Here is a 26,811-nt window from a genome sequence, read left to right as displayed (position 1 = left end):
GCGCACGTGAGATTCGCAAGACGGGTGCTGCTGCGCGGCCTGGCCGCCGCGCTGCTGGGGACGGGCCTCGCGCCGCTGGCGGCCTGGTCGGCGGACGCGCCCGCGCTGATGCTGGCCAATGTCTACCGCCCGGGCGTCCGGCTCGACGACTACTGGCTCAGTGAAAAGTACGACGGCCTGCGCGCCTTCTGGGATGGGCAGCGCCTGCGCACGCGCGGCGGCGAGACCATCGCCGCCCCCGACTGGTTCACCGCCCAGTGGCCCACCGAACCCATGGACGGTGAGCTCTGGGCCGGGCGCGGCCGTTTCGAAGAGGCCTTGTCGACGGTGCGCCAGCTCACGCCAGACGACGCGGCCTGGCGCCGCATCCGGTTCATGGTCTTCGACCTGCCCACCCACCCCGGTGTCTTCACCGAGCGCATCCACGCCTACGGCCAACGGGTGCGGGACATCAACCAGGCCTGGGTGCAGGCCGTGCCGCAGGAGCGCATCGGCAGCCACGCCGAGTTGATGGCGCGGCTCGACCGCGTGGTCCGCGAAGGCGGGGAAGGCCTGATGCTGCACCGGGGCGACGCACCGTACCGCGCGGTGCGCAACGACGACCTGCTCAAGGTGAAGACCCACGAGGACGCCGAGGCGCGCGTCATCGGGCATGTGCCCGGCAAGGGCCGGCACGCGGGCCGCATGGGGGCCTTGCTGGTGCAAACCGCCGAAGGGGTTCGCTTCAAGCTGGGCACGGGCTTTACCGATGCCGAACGCGACAATCCACCCGCCGTGGGTACCTGGGTGACCTACCGCTTTCGGGGGCTCAACGACAGTGGCGTGCCGCGCTTCGCCAGCTTCGTTCGCGTGCGCCCTGACGCGCCGCGCTGAGCGGCCGAAAAAAACCCGCCGGGTGGCGGGTCCTGCGTGCTCAGATGGGTCGGGTCATTCGGCCTGGCTCGAATCGCCCACCACGTGGCTGAAGCCGCCGTCCACGTAGATGATCTCGCCCGTGATGCCCGAGGACAGGTCGGACAGCAGGAAGGCCGAGGCGTTGCCCACGTCTTCAATGGTGACGTTGCGGCGCAACGGCGACACGTTGGCCACCAGGTTCATGAGCTTGCCGAAACCCTTGATGCCGCTGGCGGCGAGCGTCTTGATGGGGCCGGCGCTCACGCCGTTGACGCGCATGCCCTTGGGGCCCAGGGACTCCGCCAGGTAGCGCACCGAGGCTTCCAGGCTGGCCTTGGCCAGGCCCATGGTGTTGTAGTTGGGCACGCAGCGCTCGGCGCCCAGGTAGCTCAGCGTGAGTAGGGCGGCGCGCTCGTTCAGGTGGGGCAGGGCGGCCTTGGCCATGGCCGGGAAGCTGTACGCGCTGATGTCGTGCGCGATCTTGAAGGCTTCGCGCGACAAACCATCAAGAAAATCTCCCGCAATGGCCTCGCGCGGGGCGAAGCCGATGGCGTGCACGAAACCATCGAACTTGGGCCAGGTCTGGGAGAGATCGCTGAAGAGCTTCTCGATCTGGGCGTCGTCGCCAACGTCGCAGTCGAACACCAACTGGGAGCCGAAGTCGGCGGCGAATTCGGTGATGCGGTCCTTGAAGCGCTCACCCACGTAGCTGAAGGCCAGTTCGGCGCCTTGTTCGTGGCAGGCCTTGGCGATGCCGTAGGCGATGGAACGGTTGGACAGCACCCCGGTGATGAGGAACTTCTTGCCAGCGAGAAAACCCATTGATCGGACTCCGGAAAAATATCACGCAGAATTGTCGCATGCACGTCATGAGCCGTCCTTTCCCCCGCACGCTGCGCCGCTGGGCCGTGGCGGGGGCGCTGGCCCTGGCGGCGCCGGCGCTGTGGGCGGCGCACGGCTACTCCATCTGGGGTGATCTGAAGTACCCGGACGGCTTCACCCACTTCGACTACGTGAACCCGCAGGCCCCCAAGGGGGGCGAGTTGCGGCTGGTGAGCAACCTGCGCGTCAGCACCTTCGACAAGTACAACCCCTTCACCCTGCGTGGCAGCGCCCCGGCCTACCTCAGCGGCCTGATGTTCGATTCGCTGCTGACCGGCGTGCTGGACGAGAACGGGGCCGGCTACGGCCTGCTGGCCGAGGACGTGCAGGCCGCACCGGACGGCCTGTCGGTGGTGTTTCGCTTGCGCGACACCGCCAAATTCCACAACGGCGACCCGGTGCTGGCCGCCGACGTGAAGTTCAGCTTCGACACCCTGCTGGGGCCGCACACCTCGCCGGCCTACAAGACCATCCTGGCCGACGTGGCGGGCCTGGACGTGCTGGGCGAGCGCACTGTGCGCTTTCGCTTCAAGCTGCCCAACCGCGAGCTGCCGCTCACCGTGGGCGCCATCCCCGTCTTCAGCCGGCAGTGGGGCAACGAGGTGGATCCGGCCACCGGCCAGCGCAAGACCTTCGACAAGGTGGTGATGGATCCGCCCATCGGCAGCGGCCCGTACAAGATCGGCCCGGTGAAGTTCGGCCGCGACATCACCTACGTGCGCGACCCGGGCTACTGGGCCCGCGACCTGCCGGTGCGCCGCGGCACGGCCAACTTCGACCGCATCACGGTCAAGATCTACAAGGACAGCACCGCGCGGCTGGAGGCGCTCAAGGCGGGCGAGTTCGACCTCATGCGCTTCTTCTCGGCCGGCGACTGGGCGCGCCGCGTCAATGGCCGCAAGTTCGACAGCGGCGAGCTGGTCAAGGGCGAGTTCACGCACAAGCTGCCCACGGGCTTCCAGAGCTACGTGCTCAACACGCGGCGCAAGCCGCTGGACGACATCCGCGTGCGCGAGGCCCTGGGCCTGGCGGTGGACTACGAGTGGATGAACCGCCAGATGTTCTATGGCGCCTACCAGCGCGTGCGCGGCCTGTTCGGCAACACCGAATGCGCGGCCGATGGCACGCCATCGCCTGAGGAGCTGGCCCTGCTGGAGCCCGGCCGCGCGCAGTTGCCGCCGGCCGTGTTCGGGCCCATGGTCTCGCCGCCGCGCACCGACGGCGACCACTCCCTGCGCGACAACCTGCGCCAGGCGCAGGCCCTGCTGCGCGAGGCGGGCTGGACGGTGCAGGACGGTGTGCTCAAGAACGCCCAGGGCGAGCCCATGGTGCTGGAGTACCTGGACAGCAACGAGACCGGCGCGCGCGTGGTCTCGCCCTGGATCCGCAATCTGCAGAAGCTGGGCATCACCCTGCGTTTCCGGCCGGTGGACTTCGCGCTGTACCAGCAGCGCCTGCGCACCTTCGACTTCGACATCATTTCGATCAACTTCCAGGGCACGCCCAACCCCGGCGCCGAGTACGCTGACCTGTTCGGCAGCCAGGCCGCCAAGACGCCCGATTCCGGCAATTTCTCCGGCATCGCCAATCCGGCGGTGGACCGCCTGCTCACCCGCATGGTGGGCGCCAAGACCAAGCCCGATTTCATCGCCGCCTGCCGCGCGCTGGACCGCGCCATTTCGCACAGCCACGTCCTCATCCCGCAGTGGTCGGCGTCCACGCACCGCATGGCCTACAACGCCTGGCGCCTGCAACGCCCGCCTGAAATGCCACCCTACGCCACCGGCGAAGCCTGGGCCATCGACACCTGGTGGGCAAAACAATGAACACCCCCGCGCCGCGCTTCGCGCGTCACCCCCTCAAAGGGGGCAACACCTGCGGCCTGGCAAAGCCAGTTCCGCGGTGTTTCCCGCCTGGACTTCTTCTGACCTGATATGTGGGCCTACATCCTCAAGCGCCTGCTGCTCATGCTGCCCACGCTGTTCGGCGTGCTGCTGATCACCTTCGTGGTGATCCAGTTCGTGCCCGGTGGGCCAGTGGAGCAGTACCTGGCCGAGGCGCGCGCCGCCGGCGGCACGGGCGCGGAGGGCGGCTCGGTGTACCGCGGCGGGCAGGGCGTGGACCCGCAGCGGCTGGAGCAGATCAAGGCGCTTTACGGCTTCGACAAACCCGCGCATCAGCGCTTCGTCGAGATGATCGGCCGCTTCGCGCGCTTCGACCTGGGCACCAGCTTCTTCCAGAACAAGCCGGTGAGTGAGCTCATCGTGGAGAAGCTGCCCGTGTCCATCAGCCTGGGGCTGTGGACCTTCCTCATCAGCTACGGCGTGGCCGTGCCGCTGGGCGTGGCCAAGGCGGTGCGCGCGGGCACGCGCTTCGACCTGATCAGCACGCTGATCGTGCTGGTCGGTTACGCCATCCCGGGCTTCGTGCTGGGCGTGGCGCTGCTGGTCATCTTCGGTGGGCAGTTGCAGTGGTTTCCGCTGCGCGGCCTTACCTCGGCGAACTGGGATGAGCTCAGTTGGGGTGCGCGCATCGTGGACTACCTGTGGCACATCACGCTACCGGTCACGGCCATGGTGCTGGGCAGTTTCGCGGTCACGGCCATGCTGACCAAGAACGCCTTCCTCGAAGAGATCCGCAAGCAGTACGTGATGACCGCGCGCGCCAAGGGCCTGGGCGAGCGCCAGGTGCTGTGGAAGCACGTGTTCCGCAACGCGCTCATCCCCATCGTCACCGGCTTCCCGGCGGCCTTCATCGGCGCCTTCTTCACCGGCGCGCTGCTCATCGAGACCCTGTTCTCGCTCGACGGCCTGGGCCTGCTGAGCTACGAGAGCGTGATCCGCCGCGATTACCCGGTGGTGCTGGGCACGCTGTTCCTGTTCACCGTGATCGGCCTGCTCACCAAGCTGATCTCCGACCTCTGCTACGTGTGGGTGGACCCGCGCGTGAAGTTCGACTGATGGCGGCCGCATCTCTCAGCCCCGGCCGGCGCGCCTGGCTTCGCTTCAAGCGCAACAAGCTGGGCTATTGGAGCCTGGTGATCTTTTGCGCGCTGGTGGTGGCCAGCCTGTTCGCCGAGGTGCTGTCCAACGACCGGCCGCTGATCGTGCGCTACGAAGGCCAGACCTATTTCCCCATCGTGCAGGACCTGCCCGAGACCGTGTTCGGCGGCGACTTCCAGACCGCCACCGACTACCTCGACCCCTTCATCCGCGAGCAGATCACGAAGGGCGACAACTGGGCCCTCTACGCGCCCAACCCCTACGGCTCGCAGACCATCAACTACTTCGCTGAGAAGCCCAATCCGTCCGGGCCGAGCGGCGCCAACTGGTTCGGCACCGATGACCGCGGGCGCGACCTGCTGGCCCAACTCATCTACGGTTTTCGGGTGAGCGTGCTGTTCGCGCTGGCGCTCACGGCCATCGGCGTCGTGCTGGGCGTGCTCACTGGGGCCATCCAGGGCTTCTTCGGTGGCAAGACGGACCTGGCCTTCCAGCGCTTCATCGAGATCTGGGGCGCCATGCCCGAGCTTTACCTGCTCATCATTTTCTCGGCCGTGTTCGCGCCCAGCGTGGGGCTGCTGCTCATCCTGCTCAGTCTGTTCGGCTGGATGGGCCTGTCCGACTACGTGCGGGCCGAGTTCCTGCGCAACCGCCAGCTCGACTACGTGCGCGCCGCGCGCGCCATGGGCCTGTCCAACGCCCAGATCATCTGGCGCCACATCCTGCCCAACAGCCTGACGCCGGTGGTGACCTTCCTGCCGTTTCGCATGAGCGCGGCCATCCTGGCGCTCACCTCGCTCGACTTCCTGGGCCTGGGCGTGCCGCCCGGCACACCCTCGCTGGGCGAACTGCTCAGCCAGGGCAAGAACAGCATCGACGCCTGGTGGATCTCGCTGTCCACCTTCGGCGTGCTGGTGCTCACGCTGCTGCTGCTCACCTTCATGGGCGACGCGCTGCGCGACGCGCTCGATCCGCGAAAGGCCGACCGATGAGCGACGCGCTCCTGCTCGACGTCCGCGGCCTGCGCATCGCCTTCGGCGGTGAGCCGGTGGTGCACGGCATTGATTTCTCGATCGCCCCGGGCGAGAAGCTCGCGCTGGTGGGCGAATCGGGGTCGGGCAAGACGGTGTCGGCGCTGTCGCTGCTGCGGCTGGTGGTCAACGCCGAGGTGTCGGGTCAGGCGCGGCTGAACGGGCGCGACCTGCTGGCCCTGAGCGAGCGCGAACTGCGTGGCGTGCGCGGCGACGAGGTGGCGGTCATCTTCCAGGAGCCCATGACCGCGCTCAACCCGCTCTACACCGTCGGCAACCAGATCGGCGAGGTGCTGCAGCTCAAGCGCGGCCTGACGCCGCGCCAGGCGCGCGCCGGCGCGGTGGAGCTGCTGGCGTCCACCGGCATCCCAGAGCCCGAGCGCCGCGTCGACGCCTTTGCACACCAGTTGAGCGGCGGCCAGCGCCAGCGCGCCATGATCGCCATGGCCCTGGCCAGCCGGCCGAAACTGCTGATCGCCGACGAGCCCACCACCGCGCTGGACGTGAGCCTGCGCGGCCAGATCCTGGAGCTGCTGTCCGACCTGCAGCGCCAGCACGGCATGGCGCTGCTGCTCATCACGCACGACCTGCCGCTGGTGCGCCGCTTCGCCGACCGCGTGGCCGTGATGGAAAAGGGCCACCTGGTGGAGCAGGGCGCCGTGGCCGAGGTGTTCGAGCGGCCGCAGCACGCCTACACCCGCAAGCTGCTGGCCAGCCGGCCCGAGCGCGCCGTGGCCGAGCCCGCGGCCGACGCCCCGCCCGTGATGCGAGCCGAGGGCCTGCGCGTGAGCTACTCGGTGCCCTTGCCCGGCTTCAAGGGCTGGTTCCGCAAGGGCTCGTTCACGGCGGTGCAGGGCGCCGACCTGGCCGTGCCGGCCGGCGGCACGCTGGGCGTGATCGGCGAGTCCGGCTCGGGCAAGAGCACCCTGGCCCTGGCCGCGCTGGGCCTGCTGCCCTTCGAGGGGCGGCTGGACGTGGCCGGCAGCGGCTGGGCCGAGGCCACGCGCGACAAGCGCCTGCGCGAGCTGCGCCAGCGCGTGCAGGTGGTGTTCCAGGATCCTTTCTCCTCGCTCTCGCCGCGCCTGACCGTCGAGCAGATCGTGGGCGAAGGCCTGTCCGTGCACCGGCCGGATCTGCCGGCCGCTCAGCGCCGCGAGCGCGTGGCCGCGCTGCTGGCCGAGGTGGGCCTGGTGGACGACCCGCAGCGCGGCGCCGACTGGCTGCAGCGCTACCCGCACGAGTTCTCGGGCGGACAGCGCCAGCGCCTGGCCATCGCGCGCGCCCTCATCGTCGAGCCGCAACTGCTGGTGCTCGACGAGCCCACCAGCGCGCTCGACGTGACCGTGCAGAAGCAGGTACTGGCCCTGCTGCAGCGCCTGCAGCGCGACCGGGGCCTGAGCTACCTGCTGATCACCCATGACGTGGACGTGATCCGCGCCATGGCGCACCAGGTCATCGTCATGAAGGACGGCGCCATCGTCGAGCGCGGCCCGGCGCTGGAGGTGCTGGCCGCGCCCCAGCACCCCTACACGCGGCTGCTGGTCCAGGCAGCGGCCTGATCGGCGGCGGGTCGGGGCATCCGCCGCGCGGGTGGGAAAAGCTGGCTCGCAGCTTGCTAGGCCCCGCCGGGCGCGCTACAATGCGCGCTTCACGACCAAATGGGCGGGTAATCACCGGCCCTTTTTTTTTGGCCGGGCGGGAAACCGATGCCGGCCGGACGCACTTCATACATGGGCTGGCAAGACACCGTCGCGCAAATCGTTGCCGCGCAGGGATTCGATCTGGTGGACCTGGAGCGGTCCGCCGGCGGCCTTCTGCGCGTGACGATCGACTGGCCGTGGTCGCCGCCGGCCGAAGGTCAGCCGCTGCCGCCCGAGCGCTTCGTCACCGTTGAAGATTGCGAGCGCATCACCCGCCAGTTGCAGTACGCGCTGGAGGTGGAGGGCATGGACTACCGGCGCCTGGAAGTTGGTTCGCCGGGCATCGACCGCCCGCTGCGGCACGAGAACGACTTTCTTCGCTTCGAAGGGCAGGTGGTCGACATCACGCTCAAGGCGCCGCTGGGTGCCAACGGCGCGGTGGCGGCCAACCGCAAGAAATTCCGCGGCACGCTGGAGCGCGTGGCCGAAGGGGGCTGGCAGATCGTCTGGAGCGATGCGCCCCCGGTGAAGCCGGGCCAGCGCGTGAGCAAGAAGCGCGAGCCCGCGCCGCTGCAGGCGCTGGGCTTCACGCTCGACGAGATTTCACAGGCGCGACTGGCGCCGATCGTGAACTTCAAAGGCCGGGGCGCCGCCAGCGAGGCGGGCGCCGAGGATGCCGACAGGACATAACAAACAGACCGTACTGGATTGGAAAGGTGGGCTGAACGATGAACCGCGAAATGTTGATGCTGATCGATGCCATCTCGCGCGAGAAGAACGTCGAGCGCGACGTGGTGCTGGGCGCGGTCGAGCAGGCGCTGGCCTCGGCCACCAAGAAGCTCTACAAGGGCGAGGTCGACATCCGCGTCGCCATGGACCCGGACACCGGTGCCTATGAAACCTTCCGCCGCTGGCTGGTGGTGCCCGACGAGGCCGGCCTGCAGAACCCCGACGCCGAGGAAATGCTCTCCGATGCGCGCGACGAGATCGCCGACATCGAAGAGGGCGACTACATCGAGAAGCCGGTGGAAAGCGTGCCGATCGGCCGCATCGGCGCCATGGCCGCCAAGCAGGTCATCCTGCAGAAGATCCGCGACGCCGAGCGCGAGATGCTGCTCAACGACTTCATGTCGCGCGGCGACAAGATCTTCGTCGGCACCGTCAAGCGCATGGACAAGGGCGACCTGATCATCGAAAGCGGCCGGGTCGAAGGCCGCCTCAAGCGCGGCGAGATGATCCCCAAAGAGAACTTCCGCACCGGCGACCGCGTGCGCGCCATGATCATGGAAGTCGACCTGACGCTGCGCGGCGCGCCCATCCTGCTGTCGCGCTCGGCGCCCGAGTTCATGATCGAGCTGTTCCGCCAGGAAGTGCCCGAGATCGAACAAGGCCTGCTGGAGATCAAGAAGTGCGCCCGCGACGCCGGTTCGCGCGCCAAGATCGCCGTGCACAGCTTCGACAAGCGCATCGACCCCATCGGCACCTGCGTGGGCGTGCGCGGTTCCCGCGTCAACGGCGTCACCAACGAGCTGGCGGGCGAGCGCGTGGACATCGTGCTGTGGTCGGAAGACCCGGCGCAGTTCGTCATCGGCGCGCTGGCGCCGGCCAACGTGGTCTCCATCGTGGTCGACGAGGAGCGCCACGCCATGGACGTGGTGGTGGACGAGGAGAACCTCGCCATCGCCATCGGCCGCGGCGGCCAGAACGTGCGCCTGGCGAGCGAACTCACCGGCTGGCGCATCAACATCATGACAGCCGACGAATCGGCCCAGAAGCAGGCCGAAGAGGCCGACTCGATCCGCTCGGTGTTCATGGCCAAGCTCGATGTCGACCAGGAGATCGCCGACATCCTGATCGAGGAAGGCTTCACCAGCCTCGAGGAAGTGGCCTACGTGCCGCTGCAGGAAATGCTGGAGATCGAGTCTTTCGACGAAGAGACCGTGAACGAGCTGCGCACCCGCGCCAAGGACGCGCTGCTGACCATGGAGATCGCCCGCGAAGAGAGCGTGGAGGAGGTGTCGCAGGACCTGCGCGACCTGACCGGCCTCACGCCCGAGCTGATCGCCAAGCTGGCCGAGGCCGGCATCCACACCCGCGACGACCTGGCCGATCTCGCGACGGACGAACTCACCGAGATCACGGGCCAGTCGGAAGCGCAAGCCACCGAGCTGATCATGCAGGCGCGCGCGCACTGGTTCACCGGTGACGAAGCGCAGTCCCAGTCCTGATCACCCGGAGGCCCACGGAGCAAAGAACACATGACCAGTAACACCGTCGCCGAATTCGCCGCCGAGCTGAACAAACCCGCCGCCGTGCTGCTCGAGCAGCTCGCGGCCGCGGGCGTGCGCAAGGCCGCGCCGTCCGATCCCATCACCGAGCTGGACAAGCAGCAGTTGCTTGGCCACCTCAAGGCCGCGCACGGCAACACCGGCGGCGAGCGCAAAAAGATCACGCTGGTCAAGAAGTCCACGTCCGAGATCAAGCAGGCCGACGCCATGGGCCGCGCGCGCACCATCCAGGTCGAGGTGCGCAAGAAACGCACCTTCATCAAGCGCGACGATGAACCCGTGGCCGCGCCCGCCGTGGCGGAAGAACCCGCCGCGCCGGCCGCTCCGGTGGTGGATGAAGCGGAGCTCTCGCGCCGCGAAGAGGAAGCGCGCCGCCAGGCCGAACTGATCCGCCGTCAGGAAGAGGAACTGGCCGCCAAGCGCGCCGCGCGCGAAGCCGAGGAAGCCAAGGCCGCGGCCGAGGCCGCTGCCAAGAAGGAACGCGAAGAGGCCGCCGCCGCTGCGGCGGCGCAGGCTGCGCCGGCCGCCGAGGCGGCGCCCGCGCCCGCCAAGCCCGCCACCACGGCCGTGAAGGTCAAGGGGCCGGACAAGGAAGCCGCGGCGAAGGCCGCCGCCGACAAGGCCGCCGAGGAACGCAAGGCCGAGGAGCAGCGCGCCTCCGAACTGCAGGAGCGCCGCCGCAAGGCCGAGGCCGAGGCCGCGAACATCCGCGCCATGATGGCCGCACCGGCCAAAACCCTGGTGGCCAAGAAGCCCGAGCCGCCGGCCGACGCCAAGGCGGGCCTCAAGGGCACGCTGCACAAGCCGGCGGGCACGCCCGCCAAGGCTCCCGCGGCCGCGCCGGGCGGCACCACCGCCGGCGCTGGCAAGAAGGAAGTCAAGTCCGAGAACCTGTCCTCCACCTGGAAGGACGACGCGGCCAAGAAGAAGGAAATCAAGACCCGCGGCGACACCAGCTCGGGCCGCGGCAACTGGCGCAGCGGCCCGCGCGGCGGCGGTGGCCGCCGTGGCGACCGCGACTCGCGCGACAGCCAGGGTTCATTCCAGGCACCGGCCGAGTTCAAGCAGATCGAGGTGCACGTGCCCGAGACCATCACGGTCTCCGAGCTCGCGCACAAGATGTCGGTGAAGTCGTCCGAGCTGATCAAGCAGTTGATGAAGCTGGGCCAGATGGTGACCATCAACCAGTCGCTCGACCAGGACACCGCGATGATCCTCGTCGAGGAACTGGGCCACAAGGCCGTGGTGGCCGCGCTGGACGACCCCGAGGCCTTCACCGACGAAGAAGTGTCGCAACAGCAGGCCGAGGCCATGCCGCGCGCGCCCGTGGTCACCGTCATGGGCCACGTGGACCACGGCAAGACCTCGCTGCTCGACTACATCCGCCGCACCAAGGTGGCGGCCGGCGAGGCCGGTGGCATCACGCAGCACATCGGTGCTTACCACGTCGACACGCCGCGCGGCATGGTCACCTTCCTCGACACCCCGGGTCACGAGGCCTTCACGGCCATGCGCGCCCGCGGCGCGCAGGCCACCGACATCGTCGTCCTCGTCTGCGCAGCGGACGACGGCGTGATGCCGCAGACCAAAGAAGCCGTGAAGCACGCCAAGGCGGCGGGCGTTCCGATCGTGGTGGCCATGACCAAGGCCGACAAGCCCGAGGCCAACATCGAGCGCGTGAAATCCGAGCTCGTGGCCGAGGAAGTCGTGCCCGAGGAATTCGGCGGCGAATCGCCCTTCGTGGCGGTGTCGGCCAAGACCGGCATGGGCATCGATGAACTGCTCGAGCAGGTGCTGCTGCAGGCCGAGGTGCTGGAGCTCAAGGCCCCCGTGGAAGCCATGGCCAAGGGCCTGGTGATCGAGGCGCGCCTGGACAAGGGCCGCGGCGCCGTGGCCACCGTGCTGGTGCAGAGCGGCACGCTCAAGGTGGGCGACGTGGTGCTGGCGGGCCAGACCTCGGGTCGCGTGCGCGCCATGCTCGACGAGAACGGCAAGGCCACCAAGGAAGCCGGTCCCTCCATTCCCGTGGAGATCCAGGGCCTGGCCGAGGTGCCGCAGGCCGGCGACGAGTTCATGGTGATGTCCGACGAGCGCCGCGCGCGCGAGATCGCGACCTACCGCGCGGGCAAGTACCGCAGCACCAAGCTGGCCAAGCAGCAGGCCGCCAAGCTGGAGAACATGTTCTCCGACATGGCCGCTGGCGAGGTCAAGACCCTGCCGATCATCCTCAAGGCCGACGTGCAGGGCTCGCAGGAAGCACTCGCCGCTTCGCTGCTCAAGCTCTCCACCGACGAGGTGAAGGTGCAGCTCGTGTACGCGGGCGTGGGTGGTATCAGCGAGAGCGACGTCAACCTGGCCATCGCGGCCGGTGCCGTGGTCATCGGCTTCAACGTGCGGGCGGATGCCGGCGCGCGCAAGCTGGCCGAGGGCAACGAGGTCGACCTGCGCTACTACAACATCATCTACGACGCGGTGGACGACCTGAAGGCCGCCATGTCCGGCATGCTGGCACCCGAGAAGCGCGAAGAAGTCATCGGCATGGCCGAGATCCGCACGGTGTTCGTGGCCTCCAAGATCGGCACGGTCGCGGGCTGCATGGTCACGCAGGGCTTCGTCACGCGCAGCGCGCACTACCGCCTGCTGCGCGACAACGTGGTGGTGCAGACCGGCGAACTCGAGTCGCTCAAGCGCCTCAAGGACGACGTGCGCGAGGTCAAGGAAGGCTTCGAGTGCGGTATCAAGCTGCGCAACTACAACGACATCAAAGAGGGCGACCAGCTCGAGTTCTTTGAGGTCAAGGAAGTGGCGCGCACGCTGTAAGAACCCAGGCAAAGCGAAATCACCATGCCCCGCAAGGCGTCGTCCGTCCCCAACCGCGGTTACCGCGTGGCCGACCAGATCCAGCGCGATCTGGCCGAGCTGATCGCGCGCGAGTTGAAGGATCCGCGCGTGGGCATGGTCACGCTCAACGCGGTCGAGGTCACCCCCGACTACGCGCACGCCAAGGTGTTCTTCAGCCTGCTCACCGGCAACCCCGAAGAAACCGCCGAGGGCCTCAACGCCGCGGCGGGCTTCCTGCGCAACGCGCTGTTCAAGCGCCTGCACATCCACACCGTGCCCACGCTGCACTTCGTGTTCGACCGCACCACCGAGCGCGCGGCCGACATGAACGCCTTGATCTCCAAGGCGGTCGCTTCGCGTTCCAAGAACGAGGACTGAGCATGGAGCGCCAACGCACGAGGGTGCAACGGCGCCCCGTGCACGGGGTGCTGCTGCTCGACAAACCGCTGGGCCTGTCCAGCAACCAGGCCTTGCAGAAGGCCAAGTGGCTGCTGCGCGCGGACAAGGCCGGCCACACCGGCACGCTGGACCCGTTGGCCACGGGCGTGCTGCCTCTGTGCTTCGGCGCCGCCACCAAATTCAGCCAATTGCACCTGGACGCCGACAAGACCTACGAGACCACCGTGCGCCTGGGTGTGCGCACGAGCACGGCCGACGCCGAGGGCGAGGTCATCGACACCCGCCCGGTGAACTGCACCGTGGGCCAGGTGGTGGAGGTGCTCGACCGCTTCATGGGCGAGATCGACCAGGTGCCGCCCATGCACAGCGCGCTCAAGAAGGACGGCAAGGCTCTCTACGAATACGCCCGCGACGGCGAAACCATCGAGCGCGAACCGCGCCGCGTGACGGTCCATGACATCGAACTGATCGACATGCAGTTGGCGGGCGAGGCCCCGCAGTTGCGCCTGCGCGTGCGCTGCAGCAAGGGCACCTACATCCGCACCCTGGGTGAAGACATCGGCGAGGCACTGGGCTGCGGCGGCCACCTGATCGCCCTGCGCCGCACGGCCACCGGCCCCTTCGACGTGAGCCAGGCCACCACGCTCGACGCGCTCGAGTCCATGGCCGACGATCAGCGCTTGCATGTCCTGCGGCCCCTGGAGGATTTGCTCCCGGGTCACGAGCGCGTCACGCTCGATGCGGAGCATGCCGGCCGGTTCCTGAGCGGTGTGCGCCGCCGCGGCGACTGGCCCAACCGCGAGCGCGTGGCCGTCTTCGGCCCGTCGCCCGCCGATCCGACGCAGTCCGTTCTGCTGGGCACGGCCCACACGCAGGGCGGCGAACTCATTGCGGGGCGCCTGCTGAGCCCCACCGATATCCAGCAAATCCTCGAAGCCTGCGAGGCACAACCATGACCAGACCCATCCGCAACATCGCCATCATCGCCCACGTCGACCACGGCAAGACCACCATGGTCGACCAGCTCCTGCGCCAGTCCGGCACCTTCGCCGAGCACGAGAAGGTCGTCGACACCGTGATGGACAACAACGCCATCGAACGCGAGCGCGGCATCACCATCCTGGCCAAGAACTGCGCCGTGAGCTGGAAGGGCACGCACATCAACATCGTCGACACCCCCGGCCACGCGGACTTCGGCGGCGAGGTCGAGCGCGCGCTGTCCATGGTGGACGGCGTGGTGCTGCTGATCGATGCCCAGGAAGGCCCGATGCCGCAGACGCGCTTCGTGACGAAGAAGGCGCTCGCGCTGGGCTTGAAGCCCATCGTGGTGGTGAACAAGGTGGACAAGCCGGGCGCCGCGCCCGACAAGGTCATCAACGCCGCTTTCGACCTGTTCGACAAGCTCGGCGCCAACGACGAGCAGCTCGACTTCCCCGTGGTCTACGCCTCGGGCATCAACGGCTGGTCCTCACTGGAAGAAGGCCCGGCCGGCGAGCAATGGGGCCCCGACATGTCGGCCCTGTTCGAGACCGTGCTCAAGCACGTGCCCGCGCACCAGGGCGACCCGAACGCGCCGCTGCAACTGCAGATCTCGGCGCTGGACTACTCCAGTTTCGTCGGCCGCATCGGCGTGGGCCGCATCAATGCCGGCACGCTCAAGCCGTCCATGGACGTGCTGGTGATGGAAGGCCCCGATGGCAAGAGCTTCAAGGGACGCGTGAACCAGGTGCTGACCTTCCAGGGCCTGGACCGTGTGCAGACCAGCGAAGCCCTGCCGGGTGACATCGTGCTGGTCAACGGCATCGAGGAAATCGGCATCGGCGTCACCCTGACCGATCCCGCCAACCCCACGCCGCTGCCCATGCTCAAGGTCGACGAGCCCACGCTGACCATGAACTTCTGCGTCAACACCAGCCCGCTGGCGGGCCGCGAAGGCAAGTTCGTCACCAGCCGCCAGATCTGGGATCGCCTGCAGAAGGAACTGCAGAGCAACGTGGCCCTGCGCGTGAAGGACACCGACGAGGACGGCGTGTTCGAGGTCTCGGGCCGCGGCGAACTGCACCTGACCATCCTGCTGGAGAACATGCGCCGCGAAGGCTACGAACTGGCCGTGAGCAAGCCGCGCGTGGTGTTCCAGGACATCGACGGCGAGCGCCACGAGCCCATCGAGATGGTGACGGCCGACGTGGAAGAACAGCACCAGGGCGGCGTGATGCAGGCCCTGGGCGAGCGCAAGGGCGAACTGGTCAACATGGAACCCGACGGCCGCGGCCGCGTGCGCCTGGAGTACCGCATCCCCGCGCGTGGCCTCATCGGCTTCAGCAACGAATTCCTCAACCTCACGCGCGGCTCGGGCCTGATCGCCAACATCTTCGACGGCTACGAACCGCACAAGGGCGAGGTGGCCAGCCGCAAGAACGGCGTGCTGATCAGCATGGACGACGGCGAGATCTTCAACTACGCCCTGGGCAAGCTGGACGACCGTGGCCGCATGTTCGTCAAGGCCAACGACCCGGTGTACGAGGGCATGATCGTCGGCATCCACAGCCGCGACAACGACCTCGTGGTGAACGCCACACGCACCAAGCAGCTCACCAACTTCCGCGTCAGCGGCAAGGAAGACGCGATCAAGATCACGCCGCCGATCCAGCTCACGCTCGAATACGGCGTCGAGTTCATCGAGGACGACGAACTGGTCGAGATCACGCCCAAGAGCATCCGCCTGCGCAAGCGCTTCCTGAAAGAGCACGAGCGCAAGCGCGCTTCCCGAGACGCCTGATGCCCTTTCGCCTGCTGAGCCGCCTGACGCACACGCAGGCGGTCTTCCTGATGGTGGCGGTGACCCTGATGTGGTCCATCGCGGGCGTGGTCACGCGCCAGCTGGAATCGGCGGCGCGTTTCGAGGTGACCTTCTGGCGCAGCGCCTTCACCGCGCTGTCGCTCCTGGTCATCCTGCCCCTGTGGCGTTCGGCCGACCGCGCGGCGGGCAGCGTCGCGGACGAACCGGGGCAGGGCCCGCTGCAGCGCCACTGGGGCGTGCAGGCCGGGTCCGCGGCCTTCTGGCTCAGCGGCGTGTGCTGGAGCGTGATGTTCACTGCCTTCATGCTGGCGCTGACCTTCACCACCGTGGCCAACGTGCTCATCATCATGGCGGTGGGGCCGCTGTTCACGGCGCTGCTGGCGCGCTTCACCATTGGCCAGACGCTGGCACCGCGCACCTGGGCCGCCATCGTGGCCGCCGGCCTGGGCATCGCCTACATGTACGGCAGCCAGTTCCTGCAGGCCTTCACCACGCCCGACATCGACACCGGCTCGCTGGTGATCGGCTCGCTGGTGGCGCTGTGCGTGCCCGTCGCGGGCGCCGTCAACTGGACGGTGATGCAACGCAGCCAGACCCAGGGCCACAAGATCGACCTGGTGCCCTCGGTGCTGCTGGGCGGGCTCATTTCTTCCTTGCTGACGCTGCCGCTGGCCGTGCCTTTCCAGGCCACGGGCAGTGACATCGCCTGGCTCGCGCTGCTGGGCCTGGTGCAACTGGCCATTCCCTGCGCGCTGGCCGTCACCTGCGCGCGCTCGCTCAAGGCGCCCGAGGTGTCGCTGCTGGCGCTGCTGGAGGTGATCTTCGGCATCCTGCTGGCCTGGCTGGGCGCCGGCGAAACGCCGGGCGCCGAGGTGCTGATCGGTGGCACGCTGGTCATCGGCGCGCTGTTCGTCAACGAACTGCTGGGCTGGCGTTCGCGCAACGGCACCCCGCGCCTGCAGACCCTGGACGCCCGGGAATCGCGCGGGCGCTGAAGAAGAATCCCGAAGAACCGTCGCTGGAGGTAGTCGCATGTCATCGAACGAATCGCTCGTGATCGCCGAAGTGCAGGGCCGCGTGGGCCTGATCACGCTCAACCGGCCCAAGGCGCTGAACGCGCTGTCGCTGGGCATGATCCGCGACATCACCGCCGCCTTGCGGGCTTGGCGCGAGGACCCGGCCGTGTTCGCCGTGGCCGTTCGCGGCATGGGCAAGGAGGGCCCCTTCGGCGCCTTCTGCGCGGGCGGCGACATTCGCTTCTTCCACCAGGCCGCGCTGGCCGGCGACCCCGAGCTCGAGGACTTCTTCACCGAGGAGTACGCGCTCAACCACCTGATCCACACCTACCCCAAGCCCTACATCGCCTTCATGGACGGCATCTGCATGGGCGGCGGCATGGGCATCAGCCAGGGGGCCAGCCTGCGCGTGGTGACCGAGCGCAGCAAGCTGGCGATGCCCGAGACCAACATCGGCCTCTTCCCCGACGTGGGCGGCGGCTACTTCCTGAGCCGCTGCGCCGGCCACGTGGGCGAGTACCTGGGCCTCACGGGCCGCCTGCTGCAGGGCCGCGAGGCCTTGTCGGTCGGCCTGGCCGACGGGCACATCGAGGCCCAGCGCCTGCCCAAGCTCTGGGACAGCCTGGCCACCACACCCTTCGAGAACGGTGAGGCCGTGCAGCGCTGGGTGCAGAGCCACCTGCAGGCCACCGTGCCCGCGGCGCCCTGGTCCACGGCGGAAGTCAATGCCGTCTTCGGCCTGGGCGATGTGAAGGCCATGGTGGCGGCGCTGGAGGCCAGCGGCAGCGAGTGGGCGAAGGAGACACTGCAGGTGCTGCGCCAGCGCTCGCCGCTGATGCTGCACGTGGTGCTGGAGCAGATCCGCCGCGCGCGCGGCGTGGGCCTGGCCGACGACCTGCGCATGGAGCGCGACCTGGTGCACCACTGCTTCCACCTGCGCCCGGGTGCCGCGAGCGAAACCGTGGAAGGTGTGCGCGCGCTGGCCATCGACAAGGACCACGCGCCGAAGTGGAACCCGGCGCGCATCGAGGACGTGACGAAGGAACAGGTCGCCGCGTTCTTCCAATCGCCGTGGCCGGCGCACGCGCACCCGCTGCGCGCGCTGGGCTGAGCCGCAGCCCGGCCGCGCGCCGGCCGGGTCGGCCCCGCACTCAGGGCGTGTAGCGCTCGGTCGAGTTGACCTCACCCACGCCGTCAAAGCCGCTCACCACCAGCACGCGGCCGTCGCCGAGCAACTGGGCCACCGCGGCGCGGCGCACGTTGGCCATGGGCGTGGCGGTGGTCCAGACGTTGACGTCTGGGTTGTAGATCTCGGCGCTGTTCAGGCTCGACCCCCCGGCCAGCAGCACGCGGCCGTCTGCCAGCAGGGTCATCGTGGGCAGGCTGCGCGTGCTGCTCAGGGTGCTGGTGGTCCAGGTCGAGGTGGATGGGTCGAAGCGTCGCGCCGTGGTGCCTGCGTCGGACACCACGAGCACGCTGCCATCGTCCAGGCGGACCGATTGGTGCACGTTGCCGCTGCCGGCAAAAGCGATCGGCGTGGTGGCGGTGCCATCCACTGCGTAGCGTTCGGCTGTCGTGACGAAGCCCGAGGCGTTGACGCCGCCCATGACCAGCAGGGTGGTGCCGTCCGGCAGCAGTTCCGCCGCATGTTGCGCGCGTGCGGCAGACAAGGGTGTGGCCAGCAGTGACCAGGTGCCGGTGGCCGGGTCGTACACCTCGGCCGTGTTGGAGAAGCTGAGCGCCCCTGTCCGGTCATAGCCCCCCGCGACCAGCACCTTGCCATTGGGCAGCAGGTGCGCGGTGGCACGCGTTCTCGGCTCGTTCATGGAGCCGGTCGCCGTCCAGGTGTTGGCCACGGGGTCATAGAGCTCCGCGGCGACCGTCGTGTTCAGGCCGACGCCATCGCCGCCGAAAACCAGGACGCGCCCATCCGTCAAGCGCACGGCGCCAGGGTCGGAGCGCAGGTGAAGCATGGGCGCCGCGGCGCTCCAGGTGCCGCTGGCGGGGTCGTAGAGATCGGCCTCGCCGGAGGGGCCCGCGCCGCCTATGCCACCGGCCAGCAGCAGGCGACCATCGAGCAGGCGCGACAGGGTCGAGTAGTGCCTCGGCGTGGGCACGGTGCCCACCGATGCCCAGGCACCGCGCGCGGTAACCGTCAGGCGAAGCTCGGTCTGCACGGAGCCCAGGACGTGGCGGGCGGTGACAGTGTGGCTGGTCTGCCGTTGCCGCGTGGTCGGCTGGCCCGTGATCGAGCCGGTCCGCGTGTCGAGGCTCAGTCCGTCGGGCAAGGCCGGCGAGACCTCGAACGAGGTGGGCTTGCCACCGGTGATCCGCGCCTGGTTGGGTGCGATGGTTTCGCCCGTCACGTACAGCGCCTGCGGCGTGTCGTAGCTCAACGCGGTGGGCGGGGCGCTGCCGTGGTTGCCGCCGCACGCCGCCAGCAGGGCCATCCCACAAACAGCAATGACCCCGAGGCAAGCCTTGGCCTGCGAGGGGTTTCGCACTACGAAATTGGGAGCAATCGAGGAAGTCATGGCCGAATCTACCATCGACCATCCGATGCACTGTCGCCCAGGTGCGTCCGTGCGAAGGCCCCGCATCGCGGGGCCTTCGCAGGCGCTTGGCGGCCTCAGGCGCTTGCCGTCATGCGCCCGAACTTGCCGTTCTGGAAGTCGTGGAAGGCCTGCACGATCTCCTCGCGCGTGTTCATCACGAAGGGACCGTGGCCCACCACGGGCTCCTCGATCGGCTCGCCGCCCAGGAAGAGCAGCTTGGCGTCGCTGTTGGCCTCGATCTCCAGCGCCTCACCGTCGCGCTGGAACTGCACCAGCTGCGCCTCGCGCGCCACGGCCTCGCCGTTGACGAGCACGGTGCCGGCCAGCACCACCAGCGCGGCGGTATGGCCCTGGATGAGCGGCAGGCGCACGGTCTTGCCGGCGTTCAGGCGAAGGTCCCACACGTCCATCGGCGTGTGCGTGCGCGCCGGCCCCCGGTGACCATCGAAGGCGCCCGCGATCACGCGCACGCGGCCCGCGCCATCGGCCAGGTCCACGGACGGGATCTGCCCGTCCAGGATGTTCTGGTAGCCGGGCGGCTCCATCTTGCTGCGCGCGGGCAGGTTCACCCAGAGCTGCACCATCTCCATGGCGCCACCCGTGCGCGTGAACGCCGGTGAGTGGAACTCCTCGTGCAGGATGCCCGAGGCGGCCGTCATCCACTGCACGTCGCCGGGGCCGATGAGTCCGCCCGCGCCGGTGGAGTCGCGGTGCGCGACCTCGCCGTTGTAGACGATGGTCACGGTCTCGAAACCGCGGTGCGGGTGCACCCCCACGCCGCGCGGCCGCTCGGCCGGCGGGAATTGCGCCGGGCCGGCGTAGTCGAGCAGCAGGAAGGGGCTGAGCTGGGCGCCGTGGTCGCCGTAGCTGAACAAGGAGCGCACCGGAAAACCGTCGCCCACCCAGTGCGGGCGGGGGGCGCTGTAGACACCCTGGATCGGCTTGAGCATGGATTTCTCCTGAGGGTCACCCCGGTGGGACGGGGAATGAATGAAGCATATCGGTGGAACAATTGTCTGAGTAGACCGCGATAATCGCCTTCACTGTTCTACAGGTAGAACGATGGCCCTGCCCGATCTCAACGACCTGTACTACTTCGCCCAAGTGGTCGAGCACGGGGGCTTCGCCCCGGCGAGCCGGGCGCTGGGCATTCCCAAGTCGCGCCTGAGCCGGCGCATCGCCCTGCTGGAAGAGCGCCTGGGCGCGCGGCTGATCCTGCGCTCCACGCGCAGCTTTTCCGTGACCGAGGCGGGGCGCGGCTACTACCAGCACTGCCGCGCCATGCTGACCGAGGCCGAGGCGGCGGAGGAGTCCATCGCCCTGGCGCGCGGCGAGCCGCGCGGCGTGGTGCGCATGAGCTGCCCGGTGGCGCTGCTGGCCACGCGCATGGGCGCCATGCTGGGCGACTTCCTGGCGCGCTACCCGCGCGTGGAGCTGCACCTGGAGGAAACCAACCGCCGCGTGGACGTGGTGGCCGAAGGGTTCGACCTGGCGGTGCGCGTGCGCCCGCCGCCGCTGGAGGACAGCGATCTCGCGCTGCGCGTGCTGGCCGAGCGCAGCCAGTGCCTGGTGGCCAGCCCGGCGCTGATCGAGCGCCTGGGCGCGCCGCAGGGCCCGGGCGATCTGGGGCGCTTTCCCAGCATGGACCTGGGCCAGCCGCAGGAGGTGCACCAGTGGGTGCTGGAGGGCCCCAACGGCGCGCGCGCCGAGGTGCGGCACCGGCCGCGCTACGTCACGCGCGGCATGCTGGCCTTGCGCGCGGCGGCGGTGGCGGGCGTGGGCATCGTGCAGTTGCCGCGCATGATGCTCACGGCGGAGTTCGGGCCGGGCGAGCTGGTGCCCGTGCTGGACGGCTGGGCGCCGCGCCGCGAGCTCATCCACGTGGTCTTCGCTTCACGGCGCGGGCAATTGCCGGCGGTGCGGCTGCTGATCGACCACCTGGCCGAGCGCTTCGCCGCGCTGCGCGAGGACTGAGAAACCGTGACGGCGCGGGCGCCGCTTCAGGCGGCGCGGGCCGGCTGCGCGGCCGTCCAGGCCTGCACCGTGACCGAGCCCAGCCACGCCCCGGCCGCGGGCAGCAGCGAATCCGCCTTGAGCGGCGCGCCGAAGTAACCGGCGCTCTCATCGGTCACCACCTCGCGGGTATCGCCGCGCTGCTGCAGCAGGCCGCGCAGCAGCTCGTCCATGCGGAAGGCCACCGGGCCGGCGATCTCGGTGAGGCCGTTCACGGGCTCGGCGGTGGCGGCGCGCGCCACGGCGGCGGCCACGTCGGACGAGGCCATGGGCTGGATGCCGGCCGAGGGCGCGTGCACGCGGCCCGCGCGCGTGGCGGCGTCGGCGATGGCGCCGAGGAATTCGTGGAACTGCGTGGCGCGCACGACGGTGTGGGGCAGGGCGCTGGCGCGGATGAGCTGTTCCTGCGCCAGTTTGGCCATGAAGTAGCCGCTCTCGGGCAGGCGATCGGTGCCCACCACCGACAGCGCGACGAGGTGGCGCACACCGGCGGCCGTGGCCGCCTTCAGCACGTTGCGCGTGGAGGTCTGGAAGAAGTCCATCACCGCCGCCGGCTCGAAGGAGGGCGAGTTGCTCACGTCCACCACCACCTGCGCGCCCTGCAGCGCCTGGGCCAGGCCTTCGCCGGTGAGGGTGTTGACGCCGGTGGACGGCGCGGCGGTCAGCACCTCGTGCCCGCCCTGGCGCAGCAGCGCGCCGACCTGTGTGCCGATGAGGCCGGTGCCTCCGATGATCACGACTTTCATTTGAGGTCCTTCGTTCGTTGAAATGACGAGGACCCGCGGTCGCGGCGCAGGCCGATCCGGCGTCCTCTGCCCTTCAAGACGAAGCGGCCACGCCGGTTGTGACAGGCATCGGCGCGCCCACCATCCAGCGCAGCAGGTCCACGACGGGCCGGATGGCGGTGCCAAAGGGCAGCGGGCCGGCGCCCCGGAAGAACAGACCGCGCTGCGCGTCGCCCTGCAGCGCGTGGCCCAGCTGCTGGTCGATGCAGAACTGGCCCATCTCGCCGAGGCCGTCGCGCAGGCCGCACACGCTCAGACAGTCGAAAGCCATGTTGCAGCGGCGTTTGGGGTGGGCGGCGGCCCGCAGCTTGTCCTCCAGGCGCAGGTACTTGTCGAGCCAGGGCGTGCGCACGGCGCGCGCGGGCAGGCCGGCCACGCTCAGGAATTCCACCATGTCCTCGGGGCGGGCCTGGGCCAGCACCTGCTTGAACCGGTCGTGGGCGTCGCATTCGCGGGTCACGGCGAAGGCGGTGCCCAGCTGCACGGCGTCGGCGCCCAACGCCTGCATGCGCAGCACATCGCCCGGGGCGTGCATGCCGCCCGCGGCGATCAGGGCCACCTCGCGCTCCGCGCCCATGTCCTCGAGCAGGGCGCGCACGGCCGGCAGTACCCGCTCGAAGTCGAAGCGCGGATCGCGCAACTCGGCCAGCCTGGCGGCGCCCAGATGACCGCCGGCCAGGCGCGGGTGCTCGATCACGATGGCATCCGGCAGGCGCCCCTTGCGTGCCCATTTGCGCAGCAGCAGCTGCACGCCGCGCGCGTCCGACAGGATGGGGATCAGCGCCACGTCCGGGTGATCGCGGGCCAGGTCCGGCAGGTCCAGGGGCAGGCCGGCGCCCACCACGATCGCGTCGATCCCGCCCGCCAGGGACTCGCGAACGCAGTCCTCGTAGGCGCTGACGGCCTTCATCACGTTGATGGCCAGCAAGCCGCGGCCCTCCGAAAGCGCCCGCGCCCGCGCGATCTCGCGACGCAGGGCCTCCAGGTTGGCGGCATCGATGCGCTGGCGCGCATCGGCCTGCTTGTCCAGGTGGGCGGTGGCCGCCATCAGGTCGGGGTGCAGGCGGCGCAACTCCAGCGCCGAGAGCACCCCCATGGCGCCCAGGCCGGCCACCGTGCCCGCCAGGCGCGACGCGGACACACACACGCCCATGCCGCCCTGCACCACGGGCAGCAGCGTGCGCCCGCGCAGCGCGAGCGGGCGCATGCTACTGGCGCGCGCGTGCTGCAGCAGTTCGTCGGCGCGAGCGGCCGTCATGCGCAGCCGCAGGGGTCGTTGGCGTTGCCGCACGCCGATTCGAACATCGGGAACAGCAGGTTGTTCTCCAGGTGGATGTGGGCGATCAGGTCTTCGCTGAACTGGCGGGTGCCGGCGTACAGCGCGCGCCAGGTGTTGCAGGCGTCGGCTGGCGGCGTGTGGTCGCGCGTGAGGCGCGCCAGTTGCTCCAGCTGGGCCCCGTGGTCCACGTGCTCGTGGCGCATCATGCCGATCGGCCCGGCCAGCATCGGGCTGGGGCCGCGCCGCAACGCGGGAAACAGCACCATTTCCTCCTTCGACATGTGCGCGAGCATTTCGTGTTCGATGGTTTCCAGCAACTCGGCCAGGCCGCGCGGCACCTCGGGGTGCTCTCGGTGCACCGCCTGCACGCGGCGCGCCATGCGGATCAGCTCGGGCAGCTGCTCGCGGTGCACGGCGTGGTAGCGCACCAGGATGTGGTCCACCAGCTCGCCCGGCGTACGGCCGTCGGGTTCGGCATTGCCCTGTGGCAGCGCCTCGAGTTCGGCCACCAGCGCGTCCATGGACAGGCCCTTCTGCCGCGCCGCGTCGGCGAGGCTGACCTGGCCGCCGCAGCAGAAGTCCAGCTTGTGGCGGCGCAGCACGGCGGTGGCGCCTGGGCGGTGAACGGCGATGTGGCCCAGGCTTTGCATCGCCAGGGTGTTGACGGGTTCGGCATCGATGACCAATGACATGGAGCACTCCTTAAAGATTCATTTGGTGTGCACCTATTAGAGCATTTAAAATTCACTTGCGATGAACCTTTTATCGGCACGTCCGCAACGCCCATGCGACTGACCCAATGGACCGACTACAGCCTGCGCGTGCTGATGTATTGCGCCGTGCACCAGCACCGTGAGCAGCCGGTCACCATCACCGAGATCGCCGAGGCGCACGGCATCTCGCGCAGCCACCTCACCAAGATCGTGATGACGCTATCGGCCCTGGGTTATCTGGAAACCACGCGGGGGCGTGGCGGCGGGCTGCGCCTGTTGCGGCCCGCGGAGCACATTGTGCTGGGCGAGGTGGTTCGACAGACCGAGACGGACTTCAACCTGGTGGAGTGCTTTGACGCGCAGACGAACCAATGCCGCATCGCCGGCGTGTGCGGCCTCAAGCATGTGCTGGGCGATGCGCTGAAGGCCTACCTGGCGCGGCTGGACGCCGTGACACTGGCCGACCTCGTGCTGCCTTCCCCGCCAGAGCAGCCCCTGCGGCGCATGGCGCGGGCCCGCGCGATCAGCTGACCGGGCGACCCCGCGGGTTTCACATCCACAGCGCGCGCCACAGCAGCCAGGGCAGGTCGCCCTTGTCCACCGTGACGCGCTGCGCCCAACTGCGGTGCCGGATGGCCTGTATGCGGTCGAGCACGCGCAGGCCGCCTTGCACCACCAGCCGAAGCTCCCAGCCCGCGCGGCCATTCACCTGGTGCACCAGCGGCGCGCCCATCTGCATCAGGCCGCGCGCGTGCGCGCACAGCTCGGCCACCACCGCCTCGCGCTCGCGGTCGTGGGCATCGGCACCGGGGAAGAAGTCTTCCACCGCCACGCCGTGGCGGCGCAGCACGTCGGCCGGCAGATAGACCCGCTGGCGCGGCAGGTCGCGGCTCAGGTCCTGCCAGAAGTTGATGAGCTGCAGGGCGCTGCAGATGCGGTCGCTGCGCTCCAGCGCGGCGTGCGCGTCCACGCCCCACAGATGCAGCAGCAGCCGGCCCACCGGGTTGGCCGACAACTTGCAATAGTCGAGCAACTCGGCCAGGTCGGTGTAGCGGTGGCCGCTGGCGGTGTGACGCACGTCCTGCTCGAACGCGCTGATGAGGTCGTGCAGCAAGGCCACGGGCCAGGCGTGGCGCCGCTGGGCGGCGGCCAGTGGCGTGAACACGGCCTGCCAGCGCGGCGGCACCGGCCGGCCGGCGAAGGCCTCGTCCAGCGCGGCGCGGTAGGCCGCCAGATCGGCCAGGCGCGTCGGGGCGTCGGCCTCGCCCTCGTCGGCGATGTCGTCGGCCGTGCGCGCGAAGTGGTAGAGCGCGGCCACGGCCGGGCGCAGCGGGGCGGGGCACAGCCAGCTCGCCACGGGGAAGTTTTCGTAGTGCTCGACCGAGGCGCCAAAGGCGGCCGGGCCCTCGGGGCGGGCGGGCCCGACAGGTGCCATCGCCGATGCGGGCGTGGCCTCAACCCCGGTATCGGGAGGGGTGGCGTCGGTACGGCGGGGGGTTTGCACTAGAATTTCTCTTACTAACCGGTCAGTCATTAATTGGTGGTGCCGCATCCGGCCCGAACGCGAGGGAATCCGATGAGAACGACGCTGATTGTCTGCGTACTGGCGAGTGCGGCCGTGCTGGCCGCCTGCGCCCGCCCCGAACCGGCGCCCGAGCCCGTGCGCTCGGTCAAGCTGCTCACCGTGGGGCCGTCGAGCCTGAACGCCGCCAGCGAATACGCGGGCGAAGTTCGTGCCCGGGTCGAATCGCGCTTGGGCTTTCGCGTGGGCGGCAAGCTGGTGGAGCGCCCGGCCGAGGTGGGCCAGCGCGTGAAAGCGGGCCAGTTGCTCGCGCGCCTGGACGCGCAGGACCTGGCGCTCTCCGGCCAGGCCGCGCAGGCCGCCGCCACGGCCGCGCTCACCCAGCGCGACCTGGCGCGCGCCGACCTCGAGCGCTTCAAGGGCCTGCTGGCCCAGGGCTTCGTGAGCCAGGCCGAGATCGACCGCCGCCAGGCCACGCTGGACGCCGCCGAGGCCACGCTGCGCCAGGCGCAGGCGCAAAGCTCCGTTCAGGGCAACCAGACGGGCTACGCGCGCCTGTTGGCCGACGCGCCCGGTGTGGTGACGGCGGTGCAGGCCGAGCCCGGCCAGGTGGTGCAGGCCGGCGGCCCTGTGGTGGTGCTGGCGCAGGACGGCGAGCGCGACGTGGTGATCGCCGTGCCCGAGGACCGGCTCGCCCAGGTGCGGCCCGGCACCCCGGCCCGCGTGCGGCCCTGGGCGCACGGCGACGGCAGCGCCGACCTCAAGGCCACCGTGCGCGAGGTGGCGGCCAGCGCCGATCCGGCCACGCGCACCTACCAGGTGAAGCTGGCCCTGCCGGCCGAAGCGAAGCTGCCCCTGGGCGCCACGGCCTACGTCACGCTGGACACGCCGCACACCGGCCAGGCCGCCATCACCCTGCCCACCACGGCGGTGATGCAGTCCGCCGAGGGCGACCGACGCGGCAGCATCGTCTGGCTGTTCGACCAGGGCAGCGGCACGGTGCAGCCGCGCCCCGTGCAGGTGGCCGGGGCGGACGGCAACCGTGTGGTGATCGCAGGCGGCCTGAAACCCGGTGATGAGGTGGTGGCCGCGGGCGGCCATGTGCTCAGCGCAGGCCAGAAAGTCACGCGCTTCGTCGCGCAGTGAGCCCG

At 69.5% G+C, this 26,811-nt stretch carries 23 protein-coding genes; 16 read left to right on the top strand and 7 right to left on the bottom strand.

The features are described 5' to 3' along the window. Nucleotides 1-6 precede the first annotated feature (6 nt). Complete coding sequence (locus VLG41_RS13365; protein WP_414652495.1) at nt 7-873, top strand: DNA ligase; 867 nt, start codon at nt 7-9, stop codon at nt 871-873. A gap of 54 nt (nt 874-927) precedes the next feature. On the opposite strand, the gene fabI is transcribed toward VLG41_RS13365, so the two are convergent. Continuing rightward, complete coding sequence (fabI, locus tag VLG41_RS13360; RefSeq protein ID WP_325349896.1) at nt 928-1,716, bottom strand: enoyl-ACP reductase FabI; 789 nt, start codon at nt 1,714-1,716, stop codon at nt 928-930. A gap of 47 nt (nt 1,717-1,763) precedes the next feature. Here fabI and VLG41_RS13355 point away from each other — a divergent pair, with 47 nt between their 5' ends. From VLG41_RS13355 to VLG41_RS13300, 12 genes are all read left to right on the top strand, one after another. Beyond that, nucleotides 1,764-3,602, top strand: coding sequence for an extracellular solute-binding protein (locus tag VLG41_RS13355; protein ID WP_325349895.1), 1,839 nt, complete (start codon nt 1,764-1,766; stop codon nt 3,600-3,602). Nucleotides 3,603-3,710: 108 nt separating this feature from the next. Then, a complete protein-coding gene (locus tag VLG41_RS13350; protein ID WP_325349894.1) occupies nt 3,711-4,736 on the top strand; it encodes a microcin C ABC transporter permease YejB in 1,026 nt (341 codons plus the stop codon). Next, on the top strand, nt 4,736-5,770 hold the full coding sequence (locus VLG41_RS13345) for an ABC transporter permease (RefSeq protein ID WP_325349893.1): 1,035 nt from the start codon (nt 4,736-4,738) through the stop codon (nt 5,768-5,770). Before VLG41_RS13350 ends, VLG41_RS13345 begins: the two co-directional genes overlap by 1 nt. Further along, nucleotides 5,767-7,368 (top strand): dipeptide ABC transporter ATP-binding protein, encoded by a 1,602-nt coding sequence (locus VLG41_RS13340; protein WP_325349892.1) that lies wholly within the window; start codon nt 5,767-5,769, stop codon nt 7,366-7,368. The genes VLG41_RS13345 and VLG41_RS13340 overlap by 4 nt, the downstream gene beginning before the upstream one ends. Before the next feature lie 171 nt (nt 7,369-7,539). Then, nucleotides 7,540-8,139: a ribosome maturation factor RimP gene (gene rimP, locus VLG41_RS13335; protein WP_325349891.1), complete on the top strand. Its 600-nt coding sequence runs from the start codon at nt 7,540-7,542 to the stop codon at nt 8,137-8,139. A gap of 38 nt (nt 8,140-8,177) precedes the next feature. Continuing rightward, a complete protein-coding gene (gene nusA, locus VLG41_RS13330) occupies nt 8,178-9,677 on the top strand; it encodes a transcription termination factor NusA (protein ID WP_325349890.1) in 1,500 nt (499 codons plus the stop codon). A gap of 30 nt (nt 9,678-9,707) precedes the next feature. Continuing rightward, on the top strand, nt 9,708-12,557 hold the full coding sequence (infB, locus tag VLG41_RS13325) for a translation initiation factor IF-2 (RefSeq protein WP_325349889.1): 2,850 nt from the start codon (nt 9,708-9,710) through the stop codon (nt 12,555-12,557). A gap of 24 nt (nt 12,558-12,581) precedes the next feature. After that, on the top strand, nt 12,582-12,956 hold the full coding sequence (gene rbfA, locus VLG41_RS13320; RefSeq protein ID WP_070398620.1) for a 30S ribosome-binding factor RbfA: 375 nt from the start codon (nt 12,582-12,584) through the stop codon (nt 12,954-12,956). A gap of 2 nt (nt 12,957-12,958) precedes the next feature. After that, complete coding sequence (truB, locus tag VLG41_RS13315; RefSeq protein WP_325349888.1) at nt 12,959-13,933, top strand: tRNA pseudouridine(55) synthase TruB; 975 nt, start codon at nt 12,959-12,961, stop codon at nt 13,931-13,933. After that, nucleotides 13,930-15,756 carry a translational GTPase TypA gene (gene typA / locus VLG41_RS13310; RefSeq protein ID WP_325349887.1) on the top strand — a complete coding sequence of 609 codons (1,827 nt, stop codon included), beginning with the start codon at nt 13,930-13,932 and terminating at the stop codon, nt 15,754-15,756. The genes truB and typA overlap by 4 nt, the downstream gene beginning before the upstream one ends. Beyond that, nucleotides 15,756-16,772 carry a DMT family transporter gene (locus tag VLG41_RS13305; RefSeq protein ID WP_325349886.1) on the top strand — a complete coding sequence of 339 codons (1,017 nt, stop codon included), beginning with the start codon at nt 15,756-15,758 and terminating at the stop codon, nt 16,770-16,772. Before typA ends, VLG41_RS13305 begins: the two co-directional genes overlap by 1 nt. 37 nt (nt 16,773-16,809) lie before the next feature. Next, nucleotides 16,810-17,904: an enoyl-CoA hydratase/isomerase family protein gene (locus VLG41_RS13300; protein WP_325349885.1), complete on the top strand. Its 1,095-nt coding sequence runs from the start codon at nt 16,810-16,812 to the stop codon at nt 17,902-17,904. 40 nt (nt 17,905-17,944) lie between these two features. Here the strand turns inward: VLG41_RS13300 and VLG41_RS13295 are convergent, their stop codons facing one another. Both VLG41_RS13295 and VLG41_RS13290 read right to left on the bottom strand, forming a co-directional pair. Then, a complete protein-coding gene (locus tag VLG41_RS13295) occupies nt 17,945-19,243 on the bottom strand; it encodes a Kelch repeat-containing protein (protein ID WP_325349884.1) in 1,299 nt (432 codons plus the stop codon). A gap of 179 nt (nt 19,244-19,422) precedes the next feature. After that, nucleotides 19,423-20,298 carry a pirin family protein gene (locus VLG41_RS13290; protein WP_325349883.1) on the bottom strand — a complete coding sequence of 292 codons (876 nt, stop codon included), beginning with the start codon at nt 20,296-20,298 and terminating at the stop codon, nt 19,423-19,425. 112 nt (nt 20,299-20,410) lie between these two features. Here VLG41_RS13290 and VLG41_RS13285 point away from each other — a divergent pair, with 112 nt between their 5' ends. Next, the gene (locus tag VLG41_RS13285; protein WP_325349882.1) at nt 20,411-21,322 is read left to right on the top strand and encodes a LysR family transcriptional regulator; all 912 of its coding nucleotides are present in this window, start codon (nt 20,411-20,413) and stop codon (nt 21,320-21,322) included. Nucleotides 21,323-21,348: 26 nt separating this feature from the next. On the opposite strand, the gene VLG41_RS13280 is transcribed toward VLG41_RS13285, so the two are convergent. From VLG41_RS13280 to ytfE, 3 genes are all read right to left on the bottom strand, one after another. Then, on the bottom strand, nt 21,349-22,107 hold the full coding sequence (locus VLG41_RS13280; protein WP_325349881.1) for an SDR family oxidoreductase: 759 nt from the start codon (nt 22,105-22,107) through the stop codon (nt 21,349-21,351). 73 nt (nt 22,108-22,180) lie between these two features. After that, a complete protein-coding gene (locus VLG41_RS13275) occupies nt 22,181-23,404 on the bottom strand; it encodes a nitronate monooxygenase family protein (protein WP_325349880.1) in 1,224 nt (407 codons plus the stop codon). Next, complete coding sequence (gene ytfE, locus VLG41_RS13270; protein WP_325349879.1) at nt 23,401-24,117, bottom strand: iron-sulfur cluster repair protein YtfE; 717 nt, start codon at nt 24,115-24,117, stop codon at nt 23,401-23,403. Before ytfE ends, VLG41_RS13275 begins: the two co-directional genes overlap by 4 nt. A gap of 93 nt (nt 24,118-24,210) precedes the next feature. Between ytfE and VLG41_RS13265 the strand changes: the two genes are divergently transcribed. Further along, nucleotides 24,211-24,669 (top strand): Rrf2 family transcriptional regulator, encoded by a 459-nt coding sequence (locus VLG41_RS13265; protein ID WP_325349878.1) that lies wholly within the window; start codon nt 24,211-24,213, stop codon nt 24,667-24,669. Nucleotides 24,670-24,688: 19 nt separating this feature from the next. Here VLG41_RS13265 and hpnC read toward each other — a convergent pair whose 3' ends face one another. Beyond that, nucleotides 24,689-25,573: a squalene synthase HpnC gene (gene hpnC / locus VLG41_RS13260; protein ID WP_325349877.1), complete on the bottom strand. Its 885-nt coding sequence runs from the start codon at nt 25,571-25,573 to the stop codon at nt 24,689-24,691. Nucleotides 25,574-25,714: 141 nt separating this feature from the next. On the opposite strand from hpnC, the gene VLG41_RS13255 reads away from it, so the two are divergent. Beyond that, nucleotides 25,715-26,806, top strand: a complete 1,092-nt coding sequence (locus tag VLG41_RS13255; RefSeq protein ID WP_325349876.1) for an efflux RND transporter periplasmic adaptor subunit — start codon at nt 25,715-25,717, stop codon at nt 26,804-26,806. Nucleotides 26,807-26,811 lie beyond the last annotated feature (5 nt).

The sequence above is a fragment of the Hydrogenophaga sp. genome, from assembly GCF_035481345.1.
Classification (GTDB): domain Bacteria; phylum Pseudomonadota; class Gammaproteobacteria; order Burkholderiales; family Burkholderiaceae_C; genus Hydrogenophaga.
This window is presented reverse-complemented; position numbering and strand designations above follow the sequence as displayed.